17 protein-coding genes and 1 tRNA gene are annotated in these 21,733 nt (G+C 57.9%); 1 reads left to right on the top strand and 17 read right to left on the bottom strand.

Going from position 1 to position 21,733, the window contains the following annotated elements:
• Positions 1-58 precede the first annotated feature (58 nt).
• Entirely contained in the window at positions 59-1,798 is a 1,740-nt protein-coding gene (locus ACZ9BB_RS08415; protein WP_476213349.1) for a dipeptidase, read from the bottom strand.
• A 373-nt stretch (positions 1,799-2,171) separates the two neighbouring features.
• On the bottom strand, positions 2,172-3,284 hold the full coding sequence (locus tag ACZ9BB_RS08420) for a CapA family protein (RefSeq protein ID WP_476213350.1): 1,113 nt from the start codon (positions 3,282-3,284) through the stop codon (positions 2,172-2,174).
• Between the two features lie 246 nt (positions 3,285-3,530).
• Between ACZ9BB_RS08420 and ACZ9BB_RS08425 the strand changes: the two genes are divergently transcribed.
• Positions 3,531-3,605: transfer RNA gene (locus ACZ9BB_RS08425), tRNA-Gln, on the top strand.
• 64 nt (positions 3,606-3,669) lie between these two features.
• On the opposite strand, the gene ACZ9BB_RS08430 is transcribed toward ACZ9BB_RS08425, so the two are convergent.
• The 15 genes from ACZ9BB_RS08430 to ACZ9BB_RS08500 form a co-directional block, all read right to left on the bottom strand.
• A complete protein-coding gene (locus ACZ9BB_RS08430; RefSeq protein ID WP_476213351.1) occupies positions 3,670-4,008 on the bottom strand; it encodes a hypothetical protein in 339 nt (112 codons plus the stop codon).
• A gap of 103 nt (positions 4,009-4,111) precedes the next feature.
• Entirely contained in the window at positions 4,112-5,629 is a 1,518-nt protein-coding gene (locus ACZ9BB_RS08435; RefSeq protein WP_476213352.1) for a family 16 glycosylhydrolase, read from the bottom strand.
• Positions 5,620-6,684, bottom strand: a complete 1,065-nt coding sequence (gene galE / locus ACZ9BB_RS08440) for a UDP-glucose 4-epimerase GalE (RefSeq protein ID WP_476213353.1) — start codon at positions 6,682-6,684, stop codon at positions 5,620-5,622. The genes ACZ9BB_RS08435 and galE overlap by 10 nt, the downstream gene beginning before the upstream one ends.
• A 94-nt stretch (positions 6,685-6,778) precedes the next feature.
• Positions 6,779-8,197, bottom strand: coding sequence for an oligosaccharide flippase family protein (locus ACZ9BB_RS08445; protein ID WP_476213354.1), 1,419 nt, complete (start codon positions 8,195-8,197; stop codon positions 6,779-6,781).
• A 45-nt stretch (positions 8,198-8,242) separates the two neighbouring features.
• Entirely contained in the window at positions 8,243-9,178 is a 936-nt protein-coding gene (locus tag ACZ9BB_RS08450) for a glycosyltransferase family 2 protein (protein WP_476213355.1), read from the bottom strand.
• Positions 9,172-10,503 carry an O-antigen ligase family protein gene (locus ACZ9BB_RS08455; RefSeq protein ID WP_476213356.1) on the bottom strand — a complete coding sequence of 444 codons (1,332 nt, stop codon included), beginning with the start codon at positions 10,501-10,503 and terminating at the stop codon, positions 9,172-9,174. Before ACZ9BB_RS08455 ends, ACZ9BB_RS08450 begins: the two co-directional genes overlap by 7 nt.
• Positions 10,500-11,267, bottom strand: a complete 768-nt coding sequence (locus ACZ9BB_RS08460) for a glycosyltransferase (RefSeq protein ID WP_476213357.1) — start codon at positions 11,265-11,267, stop codon at positions 10,500-10,502. Before ACZ9BB_RS08460 ends, ACZ9BB_RS08455 begins: the two co-directional genes overlap by 4 nt.
• A 342-nt stretch (positions 11,268-11,609) precedes the next feature.
• Positions 11,610-12,680 (bottom strand): glycosyltransferase, encoded by a 1,071-nt coding sequence (locus ACZ9BB_RS08465; protein ID WP_476213358.1) that lies wholly within the window; start codon positions 12,678-12,680, stop codon positions 11,610-11,612.
• A 23-nt stretch (positions 12,681-12,703) separates the two neighbouring features.
• Positions 12,704-13,411, bottom strand: coding sequence for a WecB/TagA/CpsF family glycosyltransferase (locus tag ACZ9BB_RS08470; RefSeq protein WP_476213359.1), 708 nt, complete (start codon positions 13,409-13,411; stop codon positions 12,704-12,706).
• Between the two features lie 10 nt (positions 13,412-13,421).
• Entirely contained in the window at positions 13,422-14,813 is a 1,392-nt protein-coding gene (locus ACZ9BB_RS08475) for an undecaprenyl-phosphate glucose phosphotransferase (RefSeq protein WP_476213360.1), read from the bottom strand.
• Between the two features lie 141 nt (positions 14,814-14,954).
• Positions 14,955-17,201, bottom strand: coding sequence for a GumC family protein (locus ACZ9BB_RS08480; RefSeq protein ID WP_476213361.1), 2,247 nt, complete (start codon positions 17,199-17,201; stop codon positions 14,955-14,957).
• A gap of 2 nt (positions 17,202-17,203) precedes the next feature.
• Positions 17,204-17,737: a polysaccharide biosynthesis/export family protein gene (locus ACZ9BB_RS08485; RefSeq protein WP_476213362.1), complete on the bottom strand. Its 534-nt coding sequence runs from the start codon at positions 17,735-17,737 to the stop codon at positions 17,204-17,206.
• A gap of 12 nt (positions 17,738-17,749) precedes the next feature.
• Positions 17,750-18,910, bottom strand: coding sequence for an outer membrane beta-barrel protein (locus ACZ9BB_RS08490; RefSeq protein WP_476213363.1), 1,161 nt, complete (start codon positions 18,908-18,910; stop codon positions 17,750-17,752).
• Between the two features lie 206 nt (positions 18,911-19,116).
• Positions 19,117-19,641: a transcription/translation regulatory transformer protein RfaH gene (gene rfaH, locus ACZ9BB_RS08495; RefSeq protein WP_476213364.1), complete on the bottom strand. Its 525-nt coding sequence runs from the start codon at positions 19,639-19,641 to the stop codon at positions 19,117-19,119.
• A gap of 545 nt (positions 19,642-20,186) precedes the next feature.
• The gene (locus ACZ9BB_RS08500) at positions 20,187-21,701 is read right to left on the bottom strand and encodes an ABC transporter substrate-binding protein (protein WP_476213365.1); all 1,515 of its coding nucleotides are present in this window, start codon (positions 21,699-21,701) and stop codon (positions 20,187-20,189) included.
• Positions 21,702-21,733 lie beyond the last annotated feature (32 nt).

Below are 21,733 nucleotides of genomic sequence, written 5' to 3' on the forward strand. Positions count from 1 at the left end.
TACAGGGCAAGACGCTCAAAACGATGGACCCGCCAGAATGGCGGGTCCGAAAGGGGGATCAGAGTGTCGGCAGCTGCCCGATGCGCCCCATCATCTCGGTCACGATCTGCAGGTCCAGCAGGAACTGGCCGACGGTCTTGAACTCGTTGTCGTTGTGGCCGGTGTACTTGAGCTCGGGCCTGGCCAAACCGAACTGCACTCCGTTGGGCAGCTCATGGACCGAGGTGGCGCCGGCCGAGGTACCGAACTTGTGTTCCATGCCAAGGTTTTCGCTGGCCACGGCCAACAGCGCCTTGACCCATTCACCTTCGGGATTGCGGTACATCGGCTCGGCGATCGAGTAGTCGAAGGCCACTGCAGAGTGAGTCTTCTTGCTCCAGGCGCCCAGCTTTTCGGCGATTTCGGCCTTGAGCGTTTCCGGGGACTTGCCCTTCGGCACGCGCAGGTTGACCGCGAGCTGGAAGGCTTTTTCATCCATTCCGACGTAGGTCAGGGAGGTGGTCAGCGGCCCCATGAAGGCATCGGAAAAACCGACCCCCAACTTGCCCCCCAGGTAGTCTAGCCCCCAGTTGTCGACGGCGTAGCGGGCGGCGTCGGTAATGTGGTTGTGCTTGAGCGCGACCTTGCCATCGAGGCTGTTGATGAAGCCCAGCATCCTTGCCACCGGGTTGACGCCTGACTCGGGCTCGGAGGAGTGGGCGGAAACGCCGGTGACCGTAAGTTTGACGTCCTTGCCGACGACTTGTGCGCTCACCTCGAAGTTGCCGCCATTGCGCTTGGCATAATCGCTGCCTGCCTTCTGCAAGCGGGCGGCCAGTTCGGCGGGCTTGTCAGCCACCAGAGTGACGACCGAAGTCGACGGAATCTGATTGGTTGCCAGGCCGCCCGTCATTGAGGTGATTTCAGCGCCTTTGCCCTCTGCGGTGCGCCGAGGAAAACTGGCCATGACGGTGCCGTAGCCTTTTTCGGCGATCACCACCGGATAGCCGCCATCGAGTGCCAGGTTGTAGTTGGGTGTCGGGTTACGTTCAAAATAATAGGGGATGGCGTCGCCGGTGGTTTCCTCGGTGGTGTCTACCAGCAGCTTGAAACTCCTGGCCAGCGGCAGCTTCTCTTCCTTGATGATCTTCATGGCGTAGAGCGCCACCACGATGCCGTTCTTGTCATCCTCGGTGCCCCTGCCATACATGCGGTCGCCGATCAGGGTGACCTTGAACGGGTCGAGTCGGGTGCCGTCTTGCAGGACCCAGTTCTCTGGAGTTACGGGCACCACATCGGCATGAGCGTGAATGCCGATGACTTCGTCGCCGTTGCCTGCGAGGGAGATCTCATAGACGCGGTTGTCGATATTGCGAAAGTTCAGGTTGAAGGCCTGGGCAAGGCCCTTGAGCTTGTCGGCGATCTTGATGAATTCGGGATTCTCGTGCTGGGCAATGCCGTCCACGCGCGAGGTCGGAATGGCCACCAGCTCGCGCAGGGTTTCGGTGGCAGCGTTGCCGTACTTCACCCGTGCATAGAGGCCAAGCAGGCGATGGATCTCGTTTTGCTGTTCAGGGGAAAGGGTTTTGTTGCCCTGGAAAGCACTGATTGTCAGGCCGAGGTTGTCGCTCTTGGCAAGGTCGCTTTCGGCCACGCGTCCCAGGAATTGCCTGAAATCCGTTACCGACGTGTCACTGAAGGTCTTGAGGATGGTTGCGCTCTGTTGCGCGGTGATGTTGGCGTGCGCTGGCGTGGTGAGCGATGAAAGGCTGGCCAGCATCAGGGTTGTCGCGGCCAGGTGCTTGAGTGAGAAATCCATTGCTGGGGCATTCCTTTGCAGGTAGTTGGTAAGAAATGTCTGATCGATGAGTCAGAAACTTTTCCAAACTAACACCACTGGGGAATGGTACGGGAGTACATGAAGCGGGGTCTGTCGCATAGAAATGCAAAAACGACGCAGAAACGAAAAAAACGGGAAGGGTGCCCAATACTGTTCATTCAGGAGAGTCTTGAATCAGTGAGAAACCTGTGGCGAGCGAGCTTGCTCGCGCTTGAGTGCATAGCACTCACAAAAATCGGCGATTGTTATCAGATTTTTGGGGCCGCTACGCAGCCCAACGCGAGCAAGCTCGCTCGCCACATTGAACAGCATTGCGGGAAGGTTTCCTGGGCTTTCACGTGTTCAAACGGTTCTACCAACGTAACTCGAAGGTATTTTTTGCGCCCGGATGAATGTTACTGCCCAAGCGTGCGCATTCGCGAGAAAGGGTGTCGTACAGCCATTGACGGTCATTCCCTTCGGCACGACAGATGCGAAAGCGACGAAGACGAGTGGGTATCAGGTCCAGCGATTGTAGGTGCCCGCCCGGGGCCAACGAGGCAAAGTACAGAAACCCCAGGTCGCCGCGAAAGGCTGTGTGGCCCTCGATGCCCTCGTAATCGTTCAGGAGATCGCCGCATCCATAGAGAATCAGGCGTTCGCGGTACACCTCGATACCCTTGATGTGGTGCGAGGAATGCCCGTGTACCACGTCAACTCCGGCCTCGTCGATCAAGGCATGGGCGAACCGGACCTGCTCCCGCGGGATATCGAATCCCCAGTTGCCGCCCCAGTGAATGGAGGCGACCACCAGATCCCCCGGTTTTTTGCCCTTGAGAATCCGTTCGGCCACAGGGCGCAGGCTTTGCATCGACAGATCCTTCAACCGCGCGACGCCCGCACGGCTATCCGTGGCGGCCCATTCCGGCGCAATGCCGCTGTCGGGTGCGCCGAGGCCAAACACCAGCAAGCGCCGTCCGCCAGGCTGCGGCAGCACGGCGGGCATTTCGGCAGATTGCCGGTTGTGCCCGGCGCCGGCGCTGCACATACCGTTGTTCGATAAGGTGTCTAGCGTATCGGTCAGCCCGGCGGCCCCCCAGTCCAGCACATGGTTGTTCGCCAGCACGCAGCAGTCGATGCCGGCTGAACTGATGGCCGGAAAGTTCTCCGGGCTCATGCGGTAATTGATGCCCTTTGGCTCCGGTCGTCCGCGGCGGGACACTGCCGTTTCCAGATTAATGATGCGTGCGTGTGGCTGGCGAAGTTCGAACTCATCCAGTGCAACGCCCCAGACATAGGTGAAACCGACCGGGCAGGGAATCGGGCCATTGAGTCGTTCTGCCAGCCGGACGTAATCGCCGGCATTCTTGACGTAGGCTTCGTAAAGCCGCGGATCGCCAGGGTGCGGCAGTACTGAGTCAATGCCTCGGGCGGTCATGACGTCGCCAGCGAGAAACAGTTTCAGGGTATCGGTTACAGCTGCCATGGCACCGTCCCTATAACGTAAACCGGGACTCAATTTTACTCCGCGCTCCTGGAGCAAGAGTAAGCGTCTGTTTTAAAACAAATTTATTTTTGTTTTAGTCTTCCCGAGCGCAGCAAAAGTTGATAAATTCTCGCGCATTCTTACAGAGGCCCTTACAGGGCTTGTAGCGTAAGGACGCAGCATCTCGTGCTGCTCACAAGCCGAAAGGCCAGAAAGAGAGTGCCAGGCACTCATCGCAACAGATACAGGGGCGTCGCCAAGCGGTAAGGCAGCAGGTTTTGATCCTGCCATGCGTTGGTTCGAATCCAGCCGCCCCTGCCATTTTCCTTATACTCATCCAGATATGACTCCATCGGCGGTATTGCCCAACTCCGGGTTACTGCGGCTATGAAAACCCTGGACGTGCCTGATCAAGTGAGTTTGGTGCGCCATGCTCACCTTGATAAAGCTGGAAATCAGGTAATGAGTTCTCCGCTTGGGCGGGATGGACAGCATACTCAGCCATGATCAACTGCAAGTGCTCAATGGCTTCCTGGTATTTACGATCGGCGTGTCGTCTTTTCTTTTGGTACAGCGTGAACTTTTCCAGGTCCATGTTGGGTTGATCGAGAAGGTCAAGGGCGGCACGGTTCAAGTCATAGGCTTCGCTGAACAGTTGTTTGTTACGCTCAAGCGCCAGCTTCAGGCAGGCTGTCATTTGATCGGAAGTCTTCGTACCGCTCATTGCCGGGCCCCTCTCTTATTGGCGTGTTCTGGTTTTTTAAGCCCAACCCTGTGTCTGGCATGGAGAGCTGGGATGATCAAATTCAAAAAAAGCTGAAGCCTGGCTATTTACCGCGGCGCCATACCTTGAGGTAGTCCACGCTGAAGGTGGAGGGCAGGTCGGCGTCGTCGACAACGCCAAACCAATCCCACATGGCCTCGCTGTCAAAGAGGATCTGCATCGGGAAGAACCAGTGAGTGTTCTTCGCCTCGCGCACCAGTACGCCGTCTACGTACCAGCGCAAGGTGTCTGGCTGCCAGTCAAAGCCGTAGACGTGGAAGGCGCTGGCCAGGCGCCATGGGCTGATCCAGCTGCTGCCATCGCTCAAATGCGCGGTACTGTGGGGCGTCGCCCAAACGTGGGCGTTCATGTTGTACAGGTGGTCGAAGGTGGCGTTCTTGGTCTTGCCGCCGATCTCGAATATGTCGATTTCCGTGGCGTTGTCGACCAGCCCCGTCCATGCCAGCCAGAACGCGCTGGAACCAGCCGAATCCATCGGTTTGGCGCGAGCTTCGTAGTAGCCGTAATAACTGCGCTCGAGCGTGCGGACCATCGCTGAGGTATAGCCGTGGAACCCCAGGCGTACGTACTTTTGCGGCACGCTTTGCTTGCGGAAAACAATGTTGAGGTTGCCGTTGTCAACGTAGGCATTGTCGGGCGTGAACAGCGCCGGCTTACGCCCGAGCGAGTCGGTGCCCGTGGCATTGTTGACGTGCCAGCGGTTGGCATTAAGGGTCGCGCCGTCGAAATCGTCGGAAAATTGCCTGTCCAGAATCCACCGGCCGACATTGGCTTGATCGGACAGCGGCAGTTCGGCGTTGGTCCGCTGTGGTATCGGTCCCAGGGGGCCGACACGGGTCCAGGAATTGGCAAACCGGGGGATGGCGACGGACCATTTGTCCGCCAGATACCGGGCCACGCGCTGTCGTTCTTCCAGGGAGGCCAGGTGACGGTCGTACACCAGCACTTCAGCGATGTCGCCGCGCAAGTCTTCGGTGTTGCCGACCACGTTGCGTCCCACTGCATACGGGCCTATGGGCACGTCGTTGAGTTCCAGTACGAAAAGGGTCGAGTCGTAGGCGGTGGTCTGTTGCACGCTGATCGCGAAATTCGGTGCCACGTTGTCGTTATCAGCGAGCCGCGGGCGCGAGCTGAACAATCGCTGCCAGGTCTCGCCACCGCTTTGCCCGGTCAATCTGCGTGACACGATCAATACCGTGGCAGGGCCTTTGGCGGCGCGAATCGTCTTGCCCAGAAAGGCCGAAGTACCCTCGAAACTCACCACCGAATGGCCATTCATGGCGTTTTCCACGCGCAGCGGGAGCGAGGCGTTTGTCGCATCATCGACGGTCGCGTCGTTGGCCTTGCCGGACTTGTCGTGCCACCGCAACAGGCGGCCGTGGGCATCGAGGGTCATTTTCGTTGCGTCTGCGGCGTCGAGCCACAGCACCAGGCCGTTGGCAAGCGGTTCGGGCGGCGTTCCCGATGCGTTACAAACAACCGATGCCAGGGCGATCAGCAGCCAATACCTTGCCCGCAGCAACGGCTGGGCGAGGCGCCTGAGGGCATTGCTTATACCCATTGCTTTAACGCATTCGCTGCCAGTAATCCGGGTTGGGTGCGGTATCCCTGCGGATTGCGCAACTGCCAGCGCCAGGTGTCGATGATCATCTGCGCCAGGTCACGCTGTGCGTACCAGCCCAGATCATGCCCAGCCTTGGTGGGGTCGGCCCAGCATTCGGCGATATCGCCGGCGCGACGCGGCGCGAATTGGAAGGGGATGCTGATCCCGGTAATGTCCTCGAAGTTGCGGATGATCTGCAGCACGCTGTAGCCGATGCCTGTTCCCAGGTTCCAGGCATGAATGCCGTTTCTGCTCTGTAACGCTTGCAGCGCCTTGAGATGGCCTTCGGCGAGGTCCACCACATGCACGTAATCGCGCACGCACGTTCCGTCGACGGTGGGATAGTCGTTGCCGAACACCGTGAGTTCGGGCTCTCGCCCCATCGCGACCTGTGTCAGGCAAGGCAGCAGGTTGTGGGGTTTGCCGTTGGGGTTTTCCCCGATCAGCCCGCTTTCGTGAGCGCCAATCGGGTTGAAGTAGCGCAACGCTGCAATGCTCCAGTGCGGATCGGACCTGCACAGGTCGCTGAGCAATTCTTCGGTCATCAGCTTGGTGCGACCGTATGGGTTGATCGGATTACCTGTGCCCAGGTGTTCGGTGATCGGTATCTGCCGCGGGATGCCGTACACAGTGGCCGAGGAACTGAACACCAGCTTGAAGACTTCAGAGCGGGCCATGGCATGGCAGAGATTGAGCGTGCCGACCACATTGTTGGCGTAATAATCCAGCGGCTTGCGAATGCTTTCCTCGACGGATTTGAGGCCGGCAAAATGCACCACGGCATCGATGTCGTAGCGGCTGAAAATATCGTCGAGCAGGTTCGTATTGCGGATATCGCCTTCAATGAAATCGACCCGTGTATGGGTCAAGCGCTCCAGACGCGCGAGCGATTCCTGGCAGCTGTTGCACAGATTATCGAGTACCAATACCTGATGGCCGGCGTCGATCAGGGTCAGAGTGGTATGGGAGCCGATGTAACCGGCCCCGCCAGTAATCAGCGTGGTTTTTCCCATGGCATGATGCTCCTGTCACAAGGAGACTGGACAAAGCAGAGAGACAGGTTGTTCGTTGCTGCGAGTTCGCCGAGCTGACATTGCCGCAAGGCATTCAGCGAGCGGTGAACACCGATCTGAATTCTTGCGGCCACCGAGGGTGCAACGCGCTATAGGCCAGCGCATAACTCAGCGTGCCGATAGCGATGTTGCAAGCCAGGTGCGGATATCCCTGTAAACCCAGGTGCGGAGAAACAAACACCACGGCGGCGGCCATGATGAGTGAGGCGATCACGCTGCGATAATTGGATTCGAAAAAAGCGCGCCAGCCGTAACCTATTGCAGTGTTCAGGCCGCGGATCTGCTGGGGGGTGATCACCATCATCCGCACCAGCAAGGCCAGGGCCGCGGCCATGCCTGCATAGAGGTGACCGAGGCTGTAAACCAGCACCAGCGCCAGCACGGTGGTTGCCACTTCAGCCTTGACCGTCAGGTGGGTGCGATTGACCGCCACCAATGCAGTCGTGGCGTACATGGCGGTGTTGCCGATGGCCGCGGTGCAGGCAAGCACTTGCAGCAGGGGAATGGCCGCTGCCCATTTGGCGCCGAATATCAAAACGATAATGTCTTCGGCGGTTAATGCGATGCCGATGAACAGTGGCGTGAGCAGGAAGCTACTGATTGCGGTCGAGTCGCTGATCATTGCGATGAACCGTGCCGTATCGCCGCTGCGCCGGGCGAACACTGGCAATGCATAACTCATCAAGCCGTTATAGATCGCCGTGCGGGGCAGATCGATGATGCGCAGCGCCATATTGAACATGCCGACGGCATGGGTGCCGGCCGTAATGCCGAGTACCACAGTGACGCCACGCTGCAGCGTTTGTGAACTCATCACGTTGATGGCCACTGGTGTTCCGGCCGTCAACAGTTCACGCAGGAACGGCCCGTCTATGTAGAAGGCAATCCAGCGACGGTTGCCGAGCATCAACACCACGATGGAAACGAATTCCATGATCAGCGCCTGAGCGATGACCGCCCACGCGCCAAATCCCCCGAGCGCGACAGCGATCCCGCCCACGCCACCGGCCACTTTGCCCAGCAGCGTGCGCGAGGCCAGCATCTTGAAGTTGCTGGTGCGGCGCATTTCCACCACATAAACCCGCGCCATCATGGTGAACAGAATCTTCACCGAGGCGGCCGCCGTCATCCATCGCAGCATTGGCGACGTCGTGTACAGCATTGCGGCGAACGTGATGACGACAATCGATGCCACGCTGAGCAGCACCGCGAACCAGAAGGCCGTGCAAATGTGTTTGTCTTCGAGTCGCTCCAGGCGTACCAGCGGGTCTTCCAGCATTGACGCGTAGAGGATGCTGAACACCTCGACGATGGCAATGATCACCGTGCCCACACCCAGTTCTGCCGGCGACATCAGCCTGGCATAGGCGATAAAGGTAATCATGGACAGGAAGATCAGGCCGAATTTCTCGGTGAAAATCCAGACCAGTGTCACCAGGCGACGATTGGCCATTGCTGGAACCCGGTGTGGCTTGGCGGTGAGCAGGCTGTGACTGGTTCAGGGCGCTTTGCGCCGTGTTTTCATTCGCGCGTAGAGATAGCGCAAGGTCGGTTTGCCATTGAAGAAAATCAGCGCTTGCCACGAGTGTTCGAGCATCCGCCTGAACACAGTGATGACTTGCGTATGCTCGCCGCGCCTGGAAAACGCATTGAGGAATTCCGCGTGGTTGGCCAGCACGAAGTGAATGCGCTGCTGGCGGGTCAGTACGGCTGCATAGCGCGCCAGGTACAGCTCGATGAATCTGATCTTGTACGGATAGTATTTTTGCGGTTGCGCGGTGATGTTGCCGTGGTTTACGGCACGGTTTACCAATACTTGCGGCACCGTGTGAATCTCCCAGTGCTCGGCAATCCGGGTCCACATGAAGCGGTCTTCGGAGTAACGCAGACTGGCATCGAAGCCGCCGAGTTGCATGATCACGTCGCGCTTGACCAGCGCGGAAGATACGCCATTGACGACGTTGGCGTGGATGAAATCGTAGAAATGCCTGCCATTCTTGCGCCGGTTTTCCAATTGCCACCGACCGTCGCTGTAATCGTTCTGCACGTAGCAGTCTATGAGCCCCACCGGCCGTCCCTGACGACTGAGTTCGTCATACAGTGCCAGTTGTTGCTCCAGCTTTTGCGGACGCCATCTGTCATCAGCATCGAGAAACGCCACAAGAGTCTCTTCAGTGTGCTGCAAACCGTGGTTGCGGGCGCTGGCCTGGCCTTCGTTGGCTTGCTGCAACAGCGTCAGGCGAAACGGCGCCGCGAAGTCTTTGACCCGTTGTGGTCCCTCATCGGTGGAACCATCGTCGATAACGATGACGTGATCGGGCAGTCGGGTTTGCCCGGCCAGGGACGCCAGTGTTTGCTCAATGCTGTCGGCGGAGTTGTACATCGGAATGATTACGCATACCGAGCAGGAAGATGGGGAGGGGGCGTTCAACACTTGCTTTTCTCCTTCATCGCGTTGGCGGGTACGCCCTCGAATTCGACGCAATCTTCAGGCGTGGAAGGGCGTGTTACCAAACCAGGCCGTTTGGCGTGGTGGTGCCGGAATGACAGGGCCAGGATGCAGAACACCAGGAACTCTGCGCTGCGGTAGTTGGGAACCACATACGCCACATAGTTGGTGAGCATGAACGATCCGATGATGACCATTGCGCTGGCGTGAAAGCTTGCCGCGTGATCAGCCATCAGGGCGCGATAGTGTTTGAGCAGTGCCTCGATCAGCATGAGGGCCAGCGCCACCAGCTCAATGACTCCACCGTTAAGCAATGTCTCCATGTAGCCACTGTGGGCATTGCCGATGTAACCCCAGCGGCTGATGAATGCCTCGGCGCTCGGGCTGGACCAGAAGGCACCGAAACCGTAACCCTTGAGGAATTCGGCATCGATCAGCGGCGTGAGCAGGTCCCAGATCAGCGTGCGGTCGGTGAGTGACGGGTCACGACCGATCAGCTCCAGCAGCAGCGCATAATTGCCGTAGAGAAAGAAACAGAGCAGCACATAGACGCTCGTCGAACCGAGCAATACGGGCAGTGAGCGGTTGAGGTGCAGGCGGATCAGCGCGAGGAAGTACCCGTAGCTCACCGTGCCGGCCACGATCAGTGCCAGGGCTGTGGCGGATTGGGCCAGCGCGATCGCGATCAGCGAGAACAACGAGCAGAGGATGGCCCAGGGATTGCGCTGACGGACCATCGGCAGCAGCAACAAAATGGCGATTGCGTTGATCCGGGCACCGGCATTTTTTTCCGGGAAGATCCCTTTGAACGCACCGTCGCGAAGGCCGCCGTAGATGAATGCGATGTCAGGCCTGAATAGCGCGAGTATCAAGCCGAACAACGCGGCGGCGCCGATGATACAGCCGAGCATGAAGGCAATTTTCTCGAGGCTGTAGTTGTAGGCGATGAAACCGCCAAAGAACACCACGCTGATCAGCGCCACAAAACGTTTGAAGCTTAACATCGGGTCGTAGGACCAACTGATCGAGGCGGCCAGGCAGAGCATGAACAGCAACAGGAAGGCGTTGTTCCGGTAAAAGCTTTTGCTGAGCAAGACCTTGTTGCGGATGAAGAAGAACAACGGCACCAGCAGGGTGATCAGGCCGCAGATCTGATTGACCACGTTACCTTCGAGGTCGTTTTCGGCGGTGTTCAGATTCGACACATCGGCCAGCCCGAAAAAAAATCCGATCACCTGGATATAGAACAGCACACCGAACAACGTGAAGGCGTTGCGCAGCGTGCTGTACCTGACTTCCAGTTTATTCATGACGACTGGTTCCCTAGCAACGCGTCGAGATAAGTTTTCGCCGCGCGGGCGCTTACAAAGCGGGCAGCGGCATCGATGCGCGCCTGGCGGTTTGCATCACGCGGCGAAGTCAGTTCCACTGCGATGGCCTGTGCCAGTGCGCCAGGGTCGTCGACAGCCACCAGCGGGGCGATCGCGCCATTGTCGAGAATCTCTTGCGGGCCATAGGGGCAGTGGGTCGACACCACCGGGGTGCCAGTGGACATGGCCTCGACCAGCGCGTTGGGACTGCCCTCGAAACGCGACGACAGCACAAAACAATCGGCCGCTGCCACTTCCGCCATCGGTTCGCGGGTATAGCCCGGCAGGTCGAACCGGTCGGCCACGCCCAGCGCGACGGCCTGCTCGAGCAACCGGGGCCGGAGTGCGCCTTCGCCGAAAATGATCAACCGGGCAGCGGGATCGGGTAATCGGGCGAAGGCATCGAGCAATACGTCAAAGCCTTTTTGCCACGCCAGGCGCCCCACGGCGACAACCACCGGGGAGGTCTTTTTCAGCAGCCAGCGGTGGCGGGGACGCCCCGGCGCCTTGTCGCGAAAATCGTTGTCGAGTACCGGGTTGTCGGCGACGGTGACGTCCTGTCGGCGGGTGAGGGTGGTGTCGATCAGATCCTGGGCGACGCCACGTGAGACGCAGATCACCGGATTGGGGATGAGTCGATACAGCAGCGGCGCCAACAGATAGGCCGTGCGTACCCGCCAGCGCGGGGTTGACGTGTTTGTCATGAGAAAACGCGTTGCGCTCACTGACGTGCAGGCGCGCCAGGGTACCTGACAGCGCGGCAGCGGCGATGGCCACCACATTGACGTGGGTCAGGGCGGCCAGTTGCGCGTCAAAGCGATTGCGGCGCAGAAAGCGTGCCAGTGCCGGCACTGCCCTGGAGCTGCGCGCACTGTGCAACTGCACCTGCCTGACCCGTGGGTCGAGATGCGTCGAGTTCACTCCGGCGCCGGCAAGCATCAACAAGGTCACATCATTGCCTGCGTCTGTCAGCGCACTGGCAAGGCGCACCATCATTTTTTCGGCGCCGCCGCCGTTCAAGTCCTGCAGGATAATCAGCAGCCGTTTCATTGGTTCCATACCCGGTAGTACGCCTGCGCGGCGTATTGACTGGTGTACTGGCGGACGGTGTCAGCGGCCACTTGTCTGCCCGGCGCAGTCGAGGCCAGGCTGCGCAACATCCCTTCGGCCAACGCCGATACATCATTGACCTTGACCAGATGCCCGAGGCGCCCGTTATCAAGCAGTTCCCTGGGGCCGGTTTCGCAATCGCAGGCCAACACCGGTGTGCCCAGCGCCAGGGCTTCGATCAGCACGGTCGGCAAGCCTTCATGAAAGGAACTCAAGATGAGCAGCCGTGCATGCCTGATCAACGGGTAGGGATTGCTCAGGAAACCGGTGAAATGCACACGGTGCCCGATGCCCAGGCGGCGTGCCTGTGAGGTCAGCGCGGCGTGTTGCGGGCCATCGCCGATGATCACCAGATCCGGCAGCGCAGTGCTGTGCAAAGCCATGGCGTAGGCGTCGAGTAACAGATGGAACCCCTTCGGTTCCACCAGCCGGCCCACCCCTAGCCAGAACTCGCTCGGCAAACCGGTAAGCATGGGCGTTTGTGCGGCATCGAGCAGTTGTTCGCTGATCACGGCATTGGGGCAATAACGAATGCGCTGACGACCCCAGGGCACGAGGTCGGCGAGGGCTTGATGCAGGCCCTTGGAAACCGTCACGACCTGACCATTGCCACACAGGTACAGCGCATAGAGCAGGCGCACAGTGGCGGGGCGGATGCTTTGTTCGGCGCAATCGAGTGCCGCGTGACGGCTATAGATGACCTTGCAGGAGCTGCCCAAGGTGGCAAACCAGGTGCAGAGGTTGGCTTGTTCCTTGGCGGCGATGAGGTGGGTCACGCGCTCACGCCGAATAATCCGGCGCAACAGCAGGATGGACTTGAGCAGACCGGCGATGCCGCTGCCGCCACCCTTGAGGGTGGCAACCCCTTCATGGTCTGCAGTGTCGCCGTTCATGACGAAATAGCTGACGCGCTGGCCATCCTTGAGAAACTGTCTGGCCAGGCGCTGCTGGACACGCTCCAGACCACCATCGGGCTTGAAGTCCTTGAGGATGAACAGGATATGCATGGTCAGTGCTCAGTGCGCGGCGTTCAGGGAGAAGTGATATTGATGGTCACTTTGCGCCGAACGATCATCAGCAACAGATGAACAAAATTGGTCGGGTAGTCGATCAGGTAACGCTTGATGGTGTGTGGTTCGCGGTACATCCGATAGAACGCGCGCAGATGCAGGCGGTTGATCGGTTCAGGGTAGTAATGGTGGGTGGCCGTGGCTTCTTGGCGAATGAAACCGCCACAGGTGAATGCAACACCGGTGAAACCGGCACGCAGGGCATCCTGCTCGAACTGCTCTTGAAGCCCGGCGCCCAGGCCTACGATCAGGATGTTCGCTTCGCTGCGGCAGATGTCTGCCTGAATGCACGCGGCCTGCGGTGCATCGAAATAGCCATTGTGATGACCGGCGATCAGCAATGCCGGGTAGCGAGCCTTGATCTTGGCGATGAACAGGTCCAGTTCGGCTTGCCGGGCACCGACAAAGTACACGCGCTTGCCTTGTTGCTCGGCGTAACTGAAAACAGAGTCGGCGATAGAGGTGAAGTCGAAGCTGACGCGTCCGATTGTCCGGCCGGTGATGCGCGACATGAAGGTCGACATCAGCATGCCGTCGCAAAAATAGGCGATGGAAGTCGGGTGCCGGTCGAACAGACTGCCGACGGAGGCAAAATTGATGAAGGAAAATGCCTTGTTGGCTTCCAGCAGATTCGGCGTGTAATGCCCGATCAATTCCAGACTGATCATTGCCTGACTCCTAGTAAATGTCCTTTGAGAACAAGGTGAAAGGGGTCTTGACGAGAATCTTGATGTCCAGCCACAGCGACCATTGATTGATGTACTTGAGGTCCTGGGCCACGCGTTGCTGCATTTTTTCCAGCGTCTGGGTTTCACCGCGATGTCCGGTGATCTGGGCCAGCCCGGTGATTCCCGGCTTGAGGCGATGACGGGCCATGTAGGCGCGTATCTTGCCGGTGTAGTAAATGTTGTGAGTGACCGCGTGGGGGCGCGGGCCGACAAGGGCCATTTTTCCGGACAGTACGTTGAATAGCTGCGGTAACTCATCGATGGAACTGCGCCGTAAAAAACGCCCGAGCGGGGTGATGCGCTCGTCCTGGCAGGTGGCCTGGCGCACTTCGCTGTCGTCATGCAAACGCATCGAGCGGAACTTCCAGACCGTGATCACTTCGGCGTTACAGCCAAGACGGTTTTGCTTGAACAACACCGGGCCGGGCGAGGAGAGCTTGACGGCTGCCGCCACGATCAGCAGTAAAGGGCTGAGCACAATAATGGCCACGGCGGCCAGGCTACGTTCGAACAGCTCTTTGCAGAGCAGGCTGCCGGGGTGCGAACTGATCAGGCTCTCATTGAGGTAGATGGCTGGCATCCGCTCGATTTCCGAGATCGACTGATTGAGCAGCACCATGCTGCCGAAATCAGGGATCCAGACCACGTCGACATTCATGTCCAGAAGGTCGATGTACAGGGCTTCAATGATGGCGGCTTGTGCCATCGGCAGCACGATGTAGACACGACGCACATGCAGGCGGGTGATGATCTCCCGAATCTCGTCGATGCGGCCCAGCAGCGGCAGAATGCTGGGGGCGGGACCGGTATGTTCGGCGGTTGCGACAAAACCCAGCAACGGTACGCGGTTGCGCCTGGACAGTTTCCTCGCCAGCTTATGCGCGGTCGGGCACGTACCGATGATCACCGCGCGGCGCTCGTTACAGAGCTTGCGTGAATGCAGTCGGGCCAGGTAATGCAGGGGCAGGAAGCTCGCGGCCTGGATCAGATAACCCAATACGGCCCAGACGATGATCACTTGGCGCGAGAAAATCACGCTGGTCTGGGTGATGAAGGCAATGCTGATCAGCACGGCCAACAGGATCAACCAGGCCGCCAGCAACCGAGCGAGCCCAGATAACGACTCATGACGCTTGTGGTAAACCTGCATGGCGCTGTAGATCGGAACCGAGCCGAGAACGGTGAGAATCATCAGAACGCGGTATTCACTGGTCAGGCTGCCGACCCGCCAGTACACGAGCAGCATCAGCAGCAGATTGACCAGACTGAGTGCGCACAGCCATTGGCCCCAGAAGGTCAGACCTCGCCGGTGTGCCATTTGAGCGGTGTATAGCGATGTCATCGGCTCAACCTCCATGCATGGGTTGGACATCGGCGCCGAATACTGGACGCCCTCGTTCCCGCACGCTGGTATAGCTCGACTGGGATGAAGCAGCCTTTGGTAGATGTTGGAGAGAGATTACGGGGTTACAGGTGCAAGGTTTTACCTGGACAAGTAGTCGTAGTCCTGGAACGTATCGCTATGGCTGTAGCCATGTTTGCGCGCCTTGCGCAGGTCAACCTGATTGAGTACCACACCAAACACCGGCGCATGGCTCTGCTGCAGGATGGCGAGGCATTTCTGCACCTGGCTGATTGGCGTGCTTTCGGCCTTGATTACGTAGATTACGGCGTCCGAGTGCTTGGCCAGTAATAGCGCGTCGCTGACCATCTGTGCCGGTGGAGAGTCAATGATGATGCGTTGGTAGCGCGACTTCAGTGCCTCAAGCATCGGGACCAGACGCGGCGAACTGAGCAGGTCCAGCGGTGGCGGCGAAAGCTTTCCGGCCGGGAGCATGTCGAGATTGCCCACCGTACGGATACAGTCCTCGAGCCGGGCAGTACCCGCGAGGATATTGGCCAACCCCGGGCTGTCTTCGGGAAAATCGAAGTTGAGCGACAGGCTGGGTTTGCGCATGTCGGCGTCGATCAACAGGACGCGCTCCAGCATGGTGAGCGAGTAGGCCAGGTTGTCGGCGATGGTGCTTTTGCCCTCGTCGGCGATGGTCGAGGCAACGAGTACCACCTGGGACGGCATGTCGCCGCCGTGCAACATCAACCAGGTGCGCAGGTTGCGAATAGTCTCGCAAAAACGCGGGTGATCGTTGTCGTCGAACAAGCGCGCCAGTTGCCGACGGCTTCTCTTGGTGACCAGCGGCACCACGCTGAGAAGGGGGATATCGAGCGTGCTTTCGACTACTTCGTCCGTCGTGAAGGTTTTGTTCAGGGTTTCGGACAGCAGCGCCAGCACTATGCCGACAAGCGCAGCCAGGATAGCGACAATCGTCACAATCAGTGTTTTATGGGGCTTGCTCGCTTCCAGAGGAACAATCGCAGGGTCAACGATGCGCGCCTTGGTGGCGTCCATGTCTGCCGTGGCCGCGGTTTCCTTCAAGCGGGTGATGAAGGTTTCATACAGGGCGCGGCTGCTGTCGACCTCACGCTGGAACTCACGCAGCTGGAATTCCTTGCGCGAAATATCCTGTATCTGCGCCTTGTTGCTGTTGAATGATTTACGCAGTGAGCTTTCGTTGGCTCGGGATAGTTGGTATTCACGCTCAATGCTGGCAACCACCTGCTGAACCTGCAGGCGCAAACTGTCGGTGGCTATGCGCAACTCGGCCTGGGCGGCGATAAGGTTCGGATGTTTTGGACCGTAGCGCCCCGACAGCTCCTCGACCTTGGCTTGGGCCTTGGCCTGTTGGGCCTGGAATTTCTGTACCAGAGGGTTACTCAAGACCGCGGGCACACTGGAGAGTTTGCTCAGGTCGCCATTGCTCAGGGCCTGTACCTGGCGGAACTGGCTCTCGGTTTCCGCCAGGTTACGGCGGGCATCGATCATGCGGTTGCCGGTCATTTCCAGTTCATTGGCGCTGATGGTGGTGACGCCGCCAACGTCGACCAGGCCTTGTTCTTCCCGGTAGGCCTGAAGTTTGTTTTCGGCGCTGCGCAGGTTATTGCGCAATTCGACCAGGCGTGAATTCATCCAGCTGGTGGTGGTCTGTGAAGACTTCAGGCTATTGTCGAACTGGCTATCGATGAAGCCTTGGGCAATCGCATTGGCGGATGCAGCGGCGAGGCCAGCATCGGGCAGCTCCACTTCGATATTGATCAGTTGGCTTTTGCCGACGAATTTGACGTTGGTATGTTGCATGAGGTTCTGCGTGACTTCATTGAAGATCGCGGCTTGCGAGGGCTGCGCCGGCAGGGTCATCAACAGGTCAAGTGCTGGCAGCCATTGGCCAAGGTCAAGATCCGTCAACCATTGTCGTGGTGTAAACCATGACTGCGGCTGCTGGCGTGGATCGGTCACCGGGTGAGTGGTGAGGTTCAGCTTATTGACCGCACGTTCGGCCAGATCCCGCGATTGCAGGAGCGCCAGTTGCGTCTGCAAGTAATCGACGGTACCGGCGCTCGAATCCGTTACTTGCTGGAAGGCCAATAGCGGTGGGGTTTTTTCTTTGATCAGCAAGGTGGTGCTGCCGATGTACTGCGGGGTAATGATCGACAGTATGGCTATCGCCAGTGCACAGCTGAGCAGCACCAACCAGGCGATTTTCCAATGTGCGCGCCAGATCACCCTCCAGTATTTGAGCAGGTCAATGGTGTCCTTTTCCTCGCTGTACTGCTGATGCGCAGACAGGTGTGACTGGAGGGGACGTTCGACATAGATGCTTGGGCTGTTGTCCATGATCAGAAAAAGCCTTGTGCAATGGATATGGTGTCACCGGGCGCGATGGCGGTGTTGCGCGTGACCGTGTCGGTCAATGTCGGGGAGCCATCGCCGCGCACGATGGTCACCCGCTTGATCGAGGCACGTTCGGTCAGGCCACCGCCCAGGGCGATGGCTTTTTCCAGCGTCAACCCGGGTTCGAATGGATAACTGCCGGGTTTCTGTACTTCGCCATTGATGTAGAACGAGCGGTAGGCGATCAGGTTGAGGCTGACCTTGGGGTCGACCAGGTAACCTTGCTTGAGCCCGTCGACGATGAGCTTTTCCACCTGATTGGGGGTGAGCCCCTTGGCGGCAATCTCACCCAGGAACGGATAGGAAAACGTTCCGGCATCGTTGAGACGGATTTTCTCGAAGCTCAGATCCCGTTCACCGAAGACAGTGATGCGCAATACATCGCCGGCTGCCAGTTTGTACTGGGCGCCAGGGTCTGCTGCAAACGTCGCGGGTAGCAGCCACGGCAAGAACAACAAGCCAAGCATTCGCGAGTTCATGGGAAAGACCTCTTAAAGGCTTATGTTGAAGCTGAGCAAGAAGATGTTGCGTTCAAAACTCTGATTGTCGGCATCGGAGTTGTCGTTGCGGTAGCGATAACCCAGCTCGATATCCAGCCAGCGGCGCATCGCATATTCCACGGCCAGGTTGTAGTCATGCAAATCGTCGGTGCGGTTCTGGCCCTCGTATTCATAGCGCGACAGCCCTGCTTCAGCCACGGTGGTGATACGTTCGGTCCAGCCATGACGCCAGCCGAACAGGGCAGAGGTGGTCTTTACGGCGTCGGCACCATCGTCGCCCTCGGCCATCGCCTGGCGAGCAACAAACGAAAAGGTCGAGTAGGTTCGTGGTTTCCACCGCAGGTCCACCTGCCAGGTCGGGTTACTGAGGTCATCGACGCTGTTGTCATCGAAGTTCTTGCGCTCATAACCCACGCGGACTTTACCGCTGGTGCGGGCAGTGAAATCCCATTCGGCACCGGCGAGTACTGCATCGGATGTACTGTTGAGTCGACTGCCTGATTGCAGGTAATCAAAGACCGTATGGTCGTACTCCAGCAGCCCGCGCGTGTTACTGCCTATGCGGTGATACCAGGTGGTGGTCAGGCCGGTGGTATTACGCTCTTTGTCGTCGTTGATACCGTCGGAATTGTCATAGCGAAGTTGAGCATAACTGGCGCCCAGATCGATTTGATTGGCCGCGCTCCTGGCGCCATAGGTATAGAGACCATTGACGCGGTTACTGCGAATCTTGTCATTGATGCCATCGACGGCGGTCGACGTCGTACGCTCGTATTTACGCGCTTCGGCGTCAAGTTTCAGTCGATGACGGTCGGTGAATTCCATGATGCTGTTGAGTCGCACGCGTTGTGCCGTATTCGAGGCATCTGGCTCGTCATGATAGATGTAGCGGGTGGGTTGCCAGATAAGCCGGGTGGCACTGTTACGGTCTTCGGCCTTGAGCTCGAAGGAGGGCGCCAACTTGGTCACCATGGAGGACTGGCGACCACGCTCCAGTTCTCTGAAGTTGTCGTCATAACTTTCTGAAAACAGCAGGGTGGGTGTGAAGTCGAACCCATAGATATCAATGGACTGCGGATCAAGACTCCATGCCGTTGCCGGGTATAAATAGATCATGATCAATGCGAATGGGCCGTGGGTCTTAAGGGTCATATCATTGCTCCTGGGGGGTGAACTCAATGAATATAGACGGGAAAGACGCTGGGTGATTGTGGCCGGTGTGCAATGCCGGGGACTAGCAGGGGTGGCTTCATGTTGGGAGTGTTTGCAAGTGTAACTAATTGCTCGTGAGGAATGCCGGAGCTGGAGTTGAAGGTTAATCTGTTTAATGCGTGGTTACAGAAAGTTTATTGCAAAATTTATAATTGAAGTCGTGGTCGTTCAATGTCGCTAAGTGGAACGCGAACCTGATGTTCTCTATTTAAAAAGTGAAGCAGGATCATGACTCGCTCGTCACCTAACATAGTCAGGAAAACACCTTCAAGTGTCGACAGTGGTCCTCGGGTTATTTGCAGTGTTTCGCCGGGCTTGAATGGTTGGGGGGCATGTATTTCCGAGGGTTTGAAACACCGGGTACGCAGATGTTCGATCACATCGTCCGGTACCGTTGCCGGGCCGTGATTGAAATCGACGATGCGGCTGACGCCACGGGTAGAACGCAACGGCGCCCAGTTGTCGTCACGGCTCAGCCGTATGAAAAGGTACCCCGGGAAGAGGGGCTCAAGGCATTTGTTATGGGGTTTGCCATGAGTCATGCGCTGGCTAACGATTTGCGGGCAAAAAATGACATAATTTTGCCTCAGTAAATTGATTTGTGCCCGTTCGTCCTGACGCGGCTTGCACTGCAAAAGATACCAGTTAGAACCTTGGTTACTCGTCAGCATACTGGCAAACTCCGTAGCATTGGTTCAATGCATGCCTGGTCGCGCATCAGGAATGCCATTACGCTTCCAGTTGCACTCTGTTGAGGTCGTGGAGTCGCAAAAGTGTTAAATAATCAAGACGGTGTAACAGTGATGAAACATGTAATGCATAAGTAACGGTAGGCAGGAATGCGTAAAGTAATTATTACAATGCGTGGTATCGCCTTCGGCACGAGACGAAGGGTGCTGTTTATGTTGGGCCAAAGCTACCGCATGGGGCCGACCTTCGGCCCCTTATAAAACAAGTCATTTCGATCGCGGCCCTTGAATAGTGGCGACGAATGTCTACTAACAGCACACTCGCCTTTTTAAATGCCGACCTTGTTAGGTATCGAACACTCCAGCCGGCCTGTCAAATGTCACTAGTCAAAAACATAGCCTTCTGTCCAAAAAAAGTATTGGGTAAGTTAACTAGTTGTTTTGAAAGCAATTTTTAATATCGGTGGGGTGTGGAGTGGCTTGGTCGCGGGTGGCACTGGAGCTGGTTGCTCCAGCGCCACCGCTCCTTAGTTCTTCACCGTCTCTTCGAGAGAGAAACGCCCCAGAGGGTTTTGCTGGAAGTTTTCTATGTTCTTGCGCGAAATGTTGATGTAAGGGCTGTAGTAAAGGTCGATCCAGTTGACGTCATTTTTGGCGATCTTCTGCAGGTCGACGTACATCTGTTCACGCTTGGCCGGAGCCGCTTCAACCCGGGCAGCCGATACCAGATCCTTGACCTTGTCGTTCTTGTAGCGGGTCATGTAGTTCATGTTGGTGTCGTGGCCCAGAACGAACGTGGTCTTCTGGTCCGGGTCGAGGATGTCGTTGGTCCAGTACATCACGGACAGGTCGTAATCACCGTCGACCAGCATCTGCCAGCTCTGGGTCGGGTCGACTTTTTGCAGGTTCGCGGTGACTCCGACGGCCGCCAGTTGCTGTTGAACCAGCACGGCAATCTGCTCATCGGCTTCGTTACCGGCATTCACCACATAGTTCAGCTTCATGCCCGCCGCACCGGCATCGATCAGCATCTGCTTGGCTTTGACCGGGTCAAACGGACGCTTCAGGTTGTCGGCGTAGTGGTAAAGCGAGCCCTTGGGGATGTAGGAGTACGCCTCCTGACCATGGCCGAAGGTGACGGTATCGACCACCGACTTCTTGTTGATTGCCATGTCCAGTGCCTGACGGACTTCAGGCTTGGCCAGTAAGCCGTGCTCATGGTTGATCAGCAGGTGATCTTCCCGAGTGGAAGGGTCGGAGTGAATGGTCAGGTTGGGATCCTTGCGCAGCGCATCGACTCGCGAAAACGGTACGAAAATCGCCGTATCCAGCTCACCTGCCTGCACCTTGAGCATCCGGGTATTGTCGTCCGGAATGGAAATCCACTCCACGCCATCCAGGCTGACTTTGTCGGCCTGCCAGAAATGCGGGTTCTTCTCCAGCTTCACGCGATCGCCGCGCAGCCATTCCTTTACAAAAAATGCCCCTGACACCACAGGCTCCTGGGCATAGGCATCTTCGCCCATGCGGGTCATGGCCTTCTGCGAGAGCACCGACACGGTCGGCGAAGCCAGTTGCGAGAGGAACGGCACCGATGGGGCGGTCAGGGTGACGACTAGGGTCTGTGAGTCGGCCGCTTTCGCCGTGTCGATCAGTTTGTAGGCATCGCTCCACAGCGAGGCCTTGTTATCACGAGTGCGCAACAGACTGAATGCCGCATCATCGGCCGTGATCGGCGAGCCGTCGGAGAATTTCGCCGAGCGCAGTTTGAAGGTGTAGGTCAAGCCGTCGTCGGAGATTTTCCAGCTTTCAGCCAGGCCGGGCTCCATCTTGCTGCCGGCCTTGTTGACCCGGATCAGTGTGTCGTAGACATTGGAAAAAACCCAGGTGTCGCGATTTTGCGCACTCTTGATCGGGTCGAACGTGGTGCTTTCTTCACGACAACCGATGGTGAGTACACCGGCCGCCTGAGCGATACCGCTGGCAAGGGTACAAGCGGTCAACGTGGCTGCGGCGAGCAATTTCAAATGTCTGGATCGCATGGTCAAACTCCTTCTTGATGGGTGCAGTGTTT

The organism is Pseudomonas sp. TE3552 (assembly GCF_056278945.1).

Coding starts and splice junctions, on each gene's coding strand:
- ACZ9BB_RS08415 (WP_476213349.1), bottom strand. CDS start 1,798: ATGGATTTCTCACTCAAGCACCTGGCCGCGACAACCCTGATGCTGGCC.
- ACZ9BB_RS08420 (WP_476213350.1), bottom strand. CDS start 3,284: ATGGCAGCTGTAACCGATACCCTGAAACTGTTTCTCGCTGGCGACGTC.
- ACZ9BB_RS08430 (WP_476213351.1), bottom strand. CDS start 4,008: ATGAGCGGTACGAAGACTTCCGATCAAATGACAGCCTGCCTGAAGCTG.
- ACZ9BB_RS08435 (WP_476213352.1), bottom strand. CDS start 5,629: ATGGGTATAAGCAATGCCCTCAGGCGCCTCGCCCAGCCGTTGCTGCGG.
- galE (WP_476213353.1), bottom strand. CDS start 6,684: ATGGGAAAAACCACGCTGATTACTGGCGGGGCCGGTTACATCGGCTCC.
- ACZ9BB_RS08445 (WP_476213354.1), bottom strand. CDS start 8,197: ATGGCCAATCGTCGCCTGGTGACACTGGTCTGGATTTTCACCGAGAAA.
- ACZ9BB_RS08455 (WP_476213356.1), bottom strand. CDS start 10,503: ATGAATAAACTGGAAGTCAGGTACAGCACGCTGCGCAACGCCTTCACG.
- ACZ9BB_RS08460 (WP_476213357.1), bottom strand. CDS start 11,267: ATGACAAACACGTCAACCCCGCGCTGGCGGGTACGCACGGCCTATCTG.
- ACZ9BB_RS08465 (WP_476213358.1), bottom strand. CDS start 12,680: ATGCATATCCTGTTCATCCTCAAGGACTTCAAGCCCGATGGTGGTCTG.
- ACZ9BB_RS08470 (WP_476213359.1), bottom strand. CDS start 13,411: ATGATCAGTCTGGAATTGATCGGGCATTACACGCCGAATCTGCTGGAA.
- ACZ9BB_RS08475 (WP_476213360.1), bottom strand. CDS start 14,813: ATGACATCGCTATACACCGCTCAAATGGCACACCGGCGAGGTCTGACC.
- ACZ9BB_RS08480 (WP_476213361.1), bottom strand. CDS start 17,201: ATGGACAACAGCCCAAGCATCTATGTCGAACGTCCCCTCCAGTCACAC.
- ACZ9BB_RS08485 (WP_476213362.1), bottom strand. CDS start 17,737: ATGAACTCGCGAATGCTTGGCTTGTTGTTCTTGCCGTGGCTGCTACCC.
- ACZ9BB_RS08490 (WP_476213363.1), bottom strand. CDS start 18,910: ATGACCCTTAAGACCCACGGCCCATTCGCATTGATCATGATCTATTTA.
- rfaH (WP_476213364.1), bottom strand. CDS start 19,641: ATGCTGACGAGTAACCAAGGTTCTAACTGGTATCTTTTGCAGTGCAAG.
- ACZ9BB_RS08500 (WP_476213365.1), bottom strand. CDS start 21,701: ATGCGATCCAGACATTTGAAATTGCTCGCCGCAGCCACGTTGACCGCT.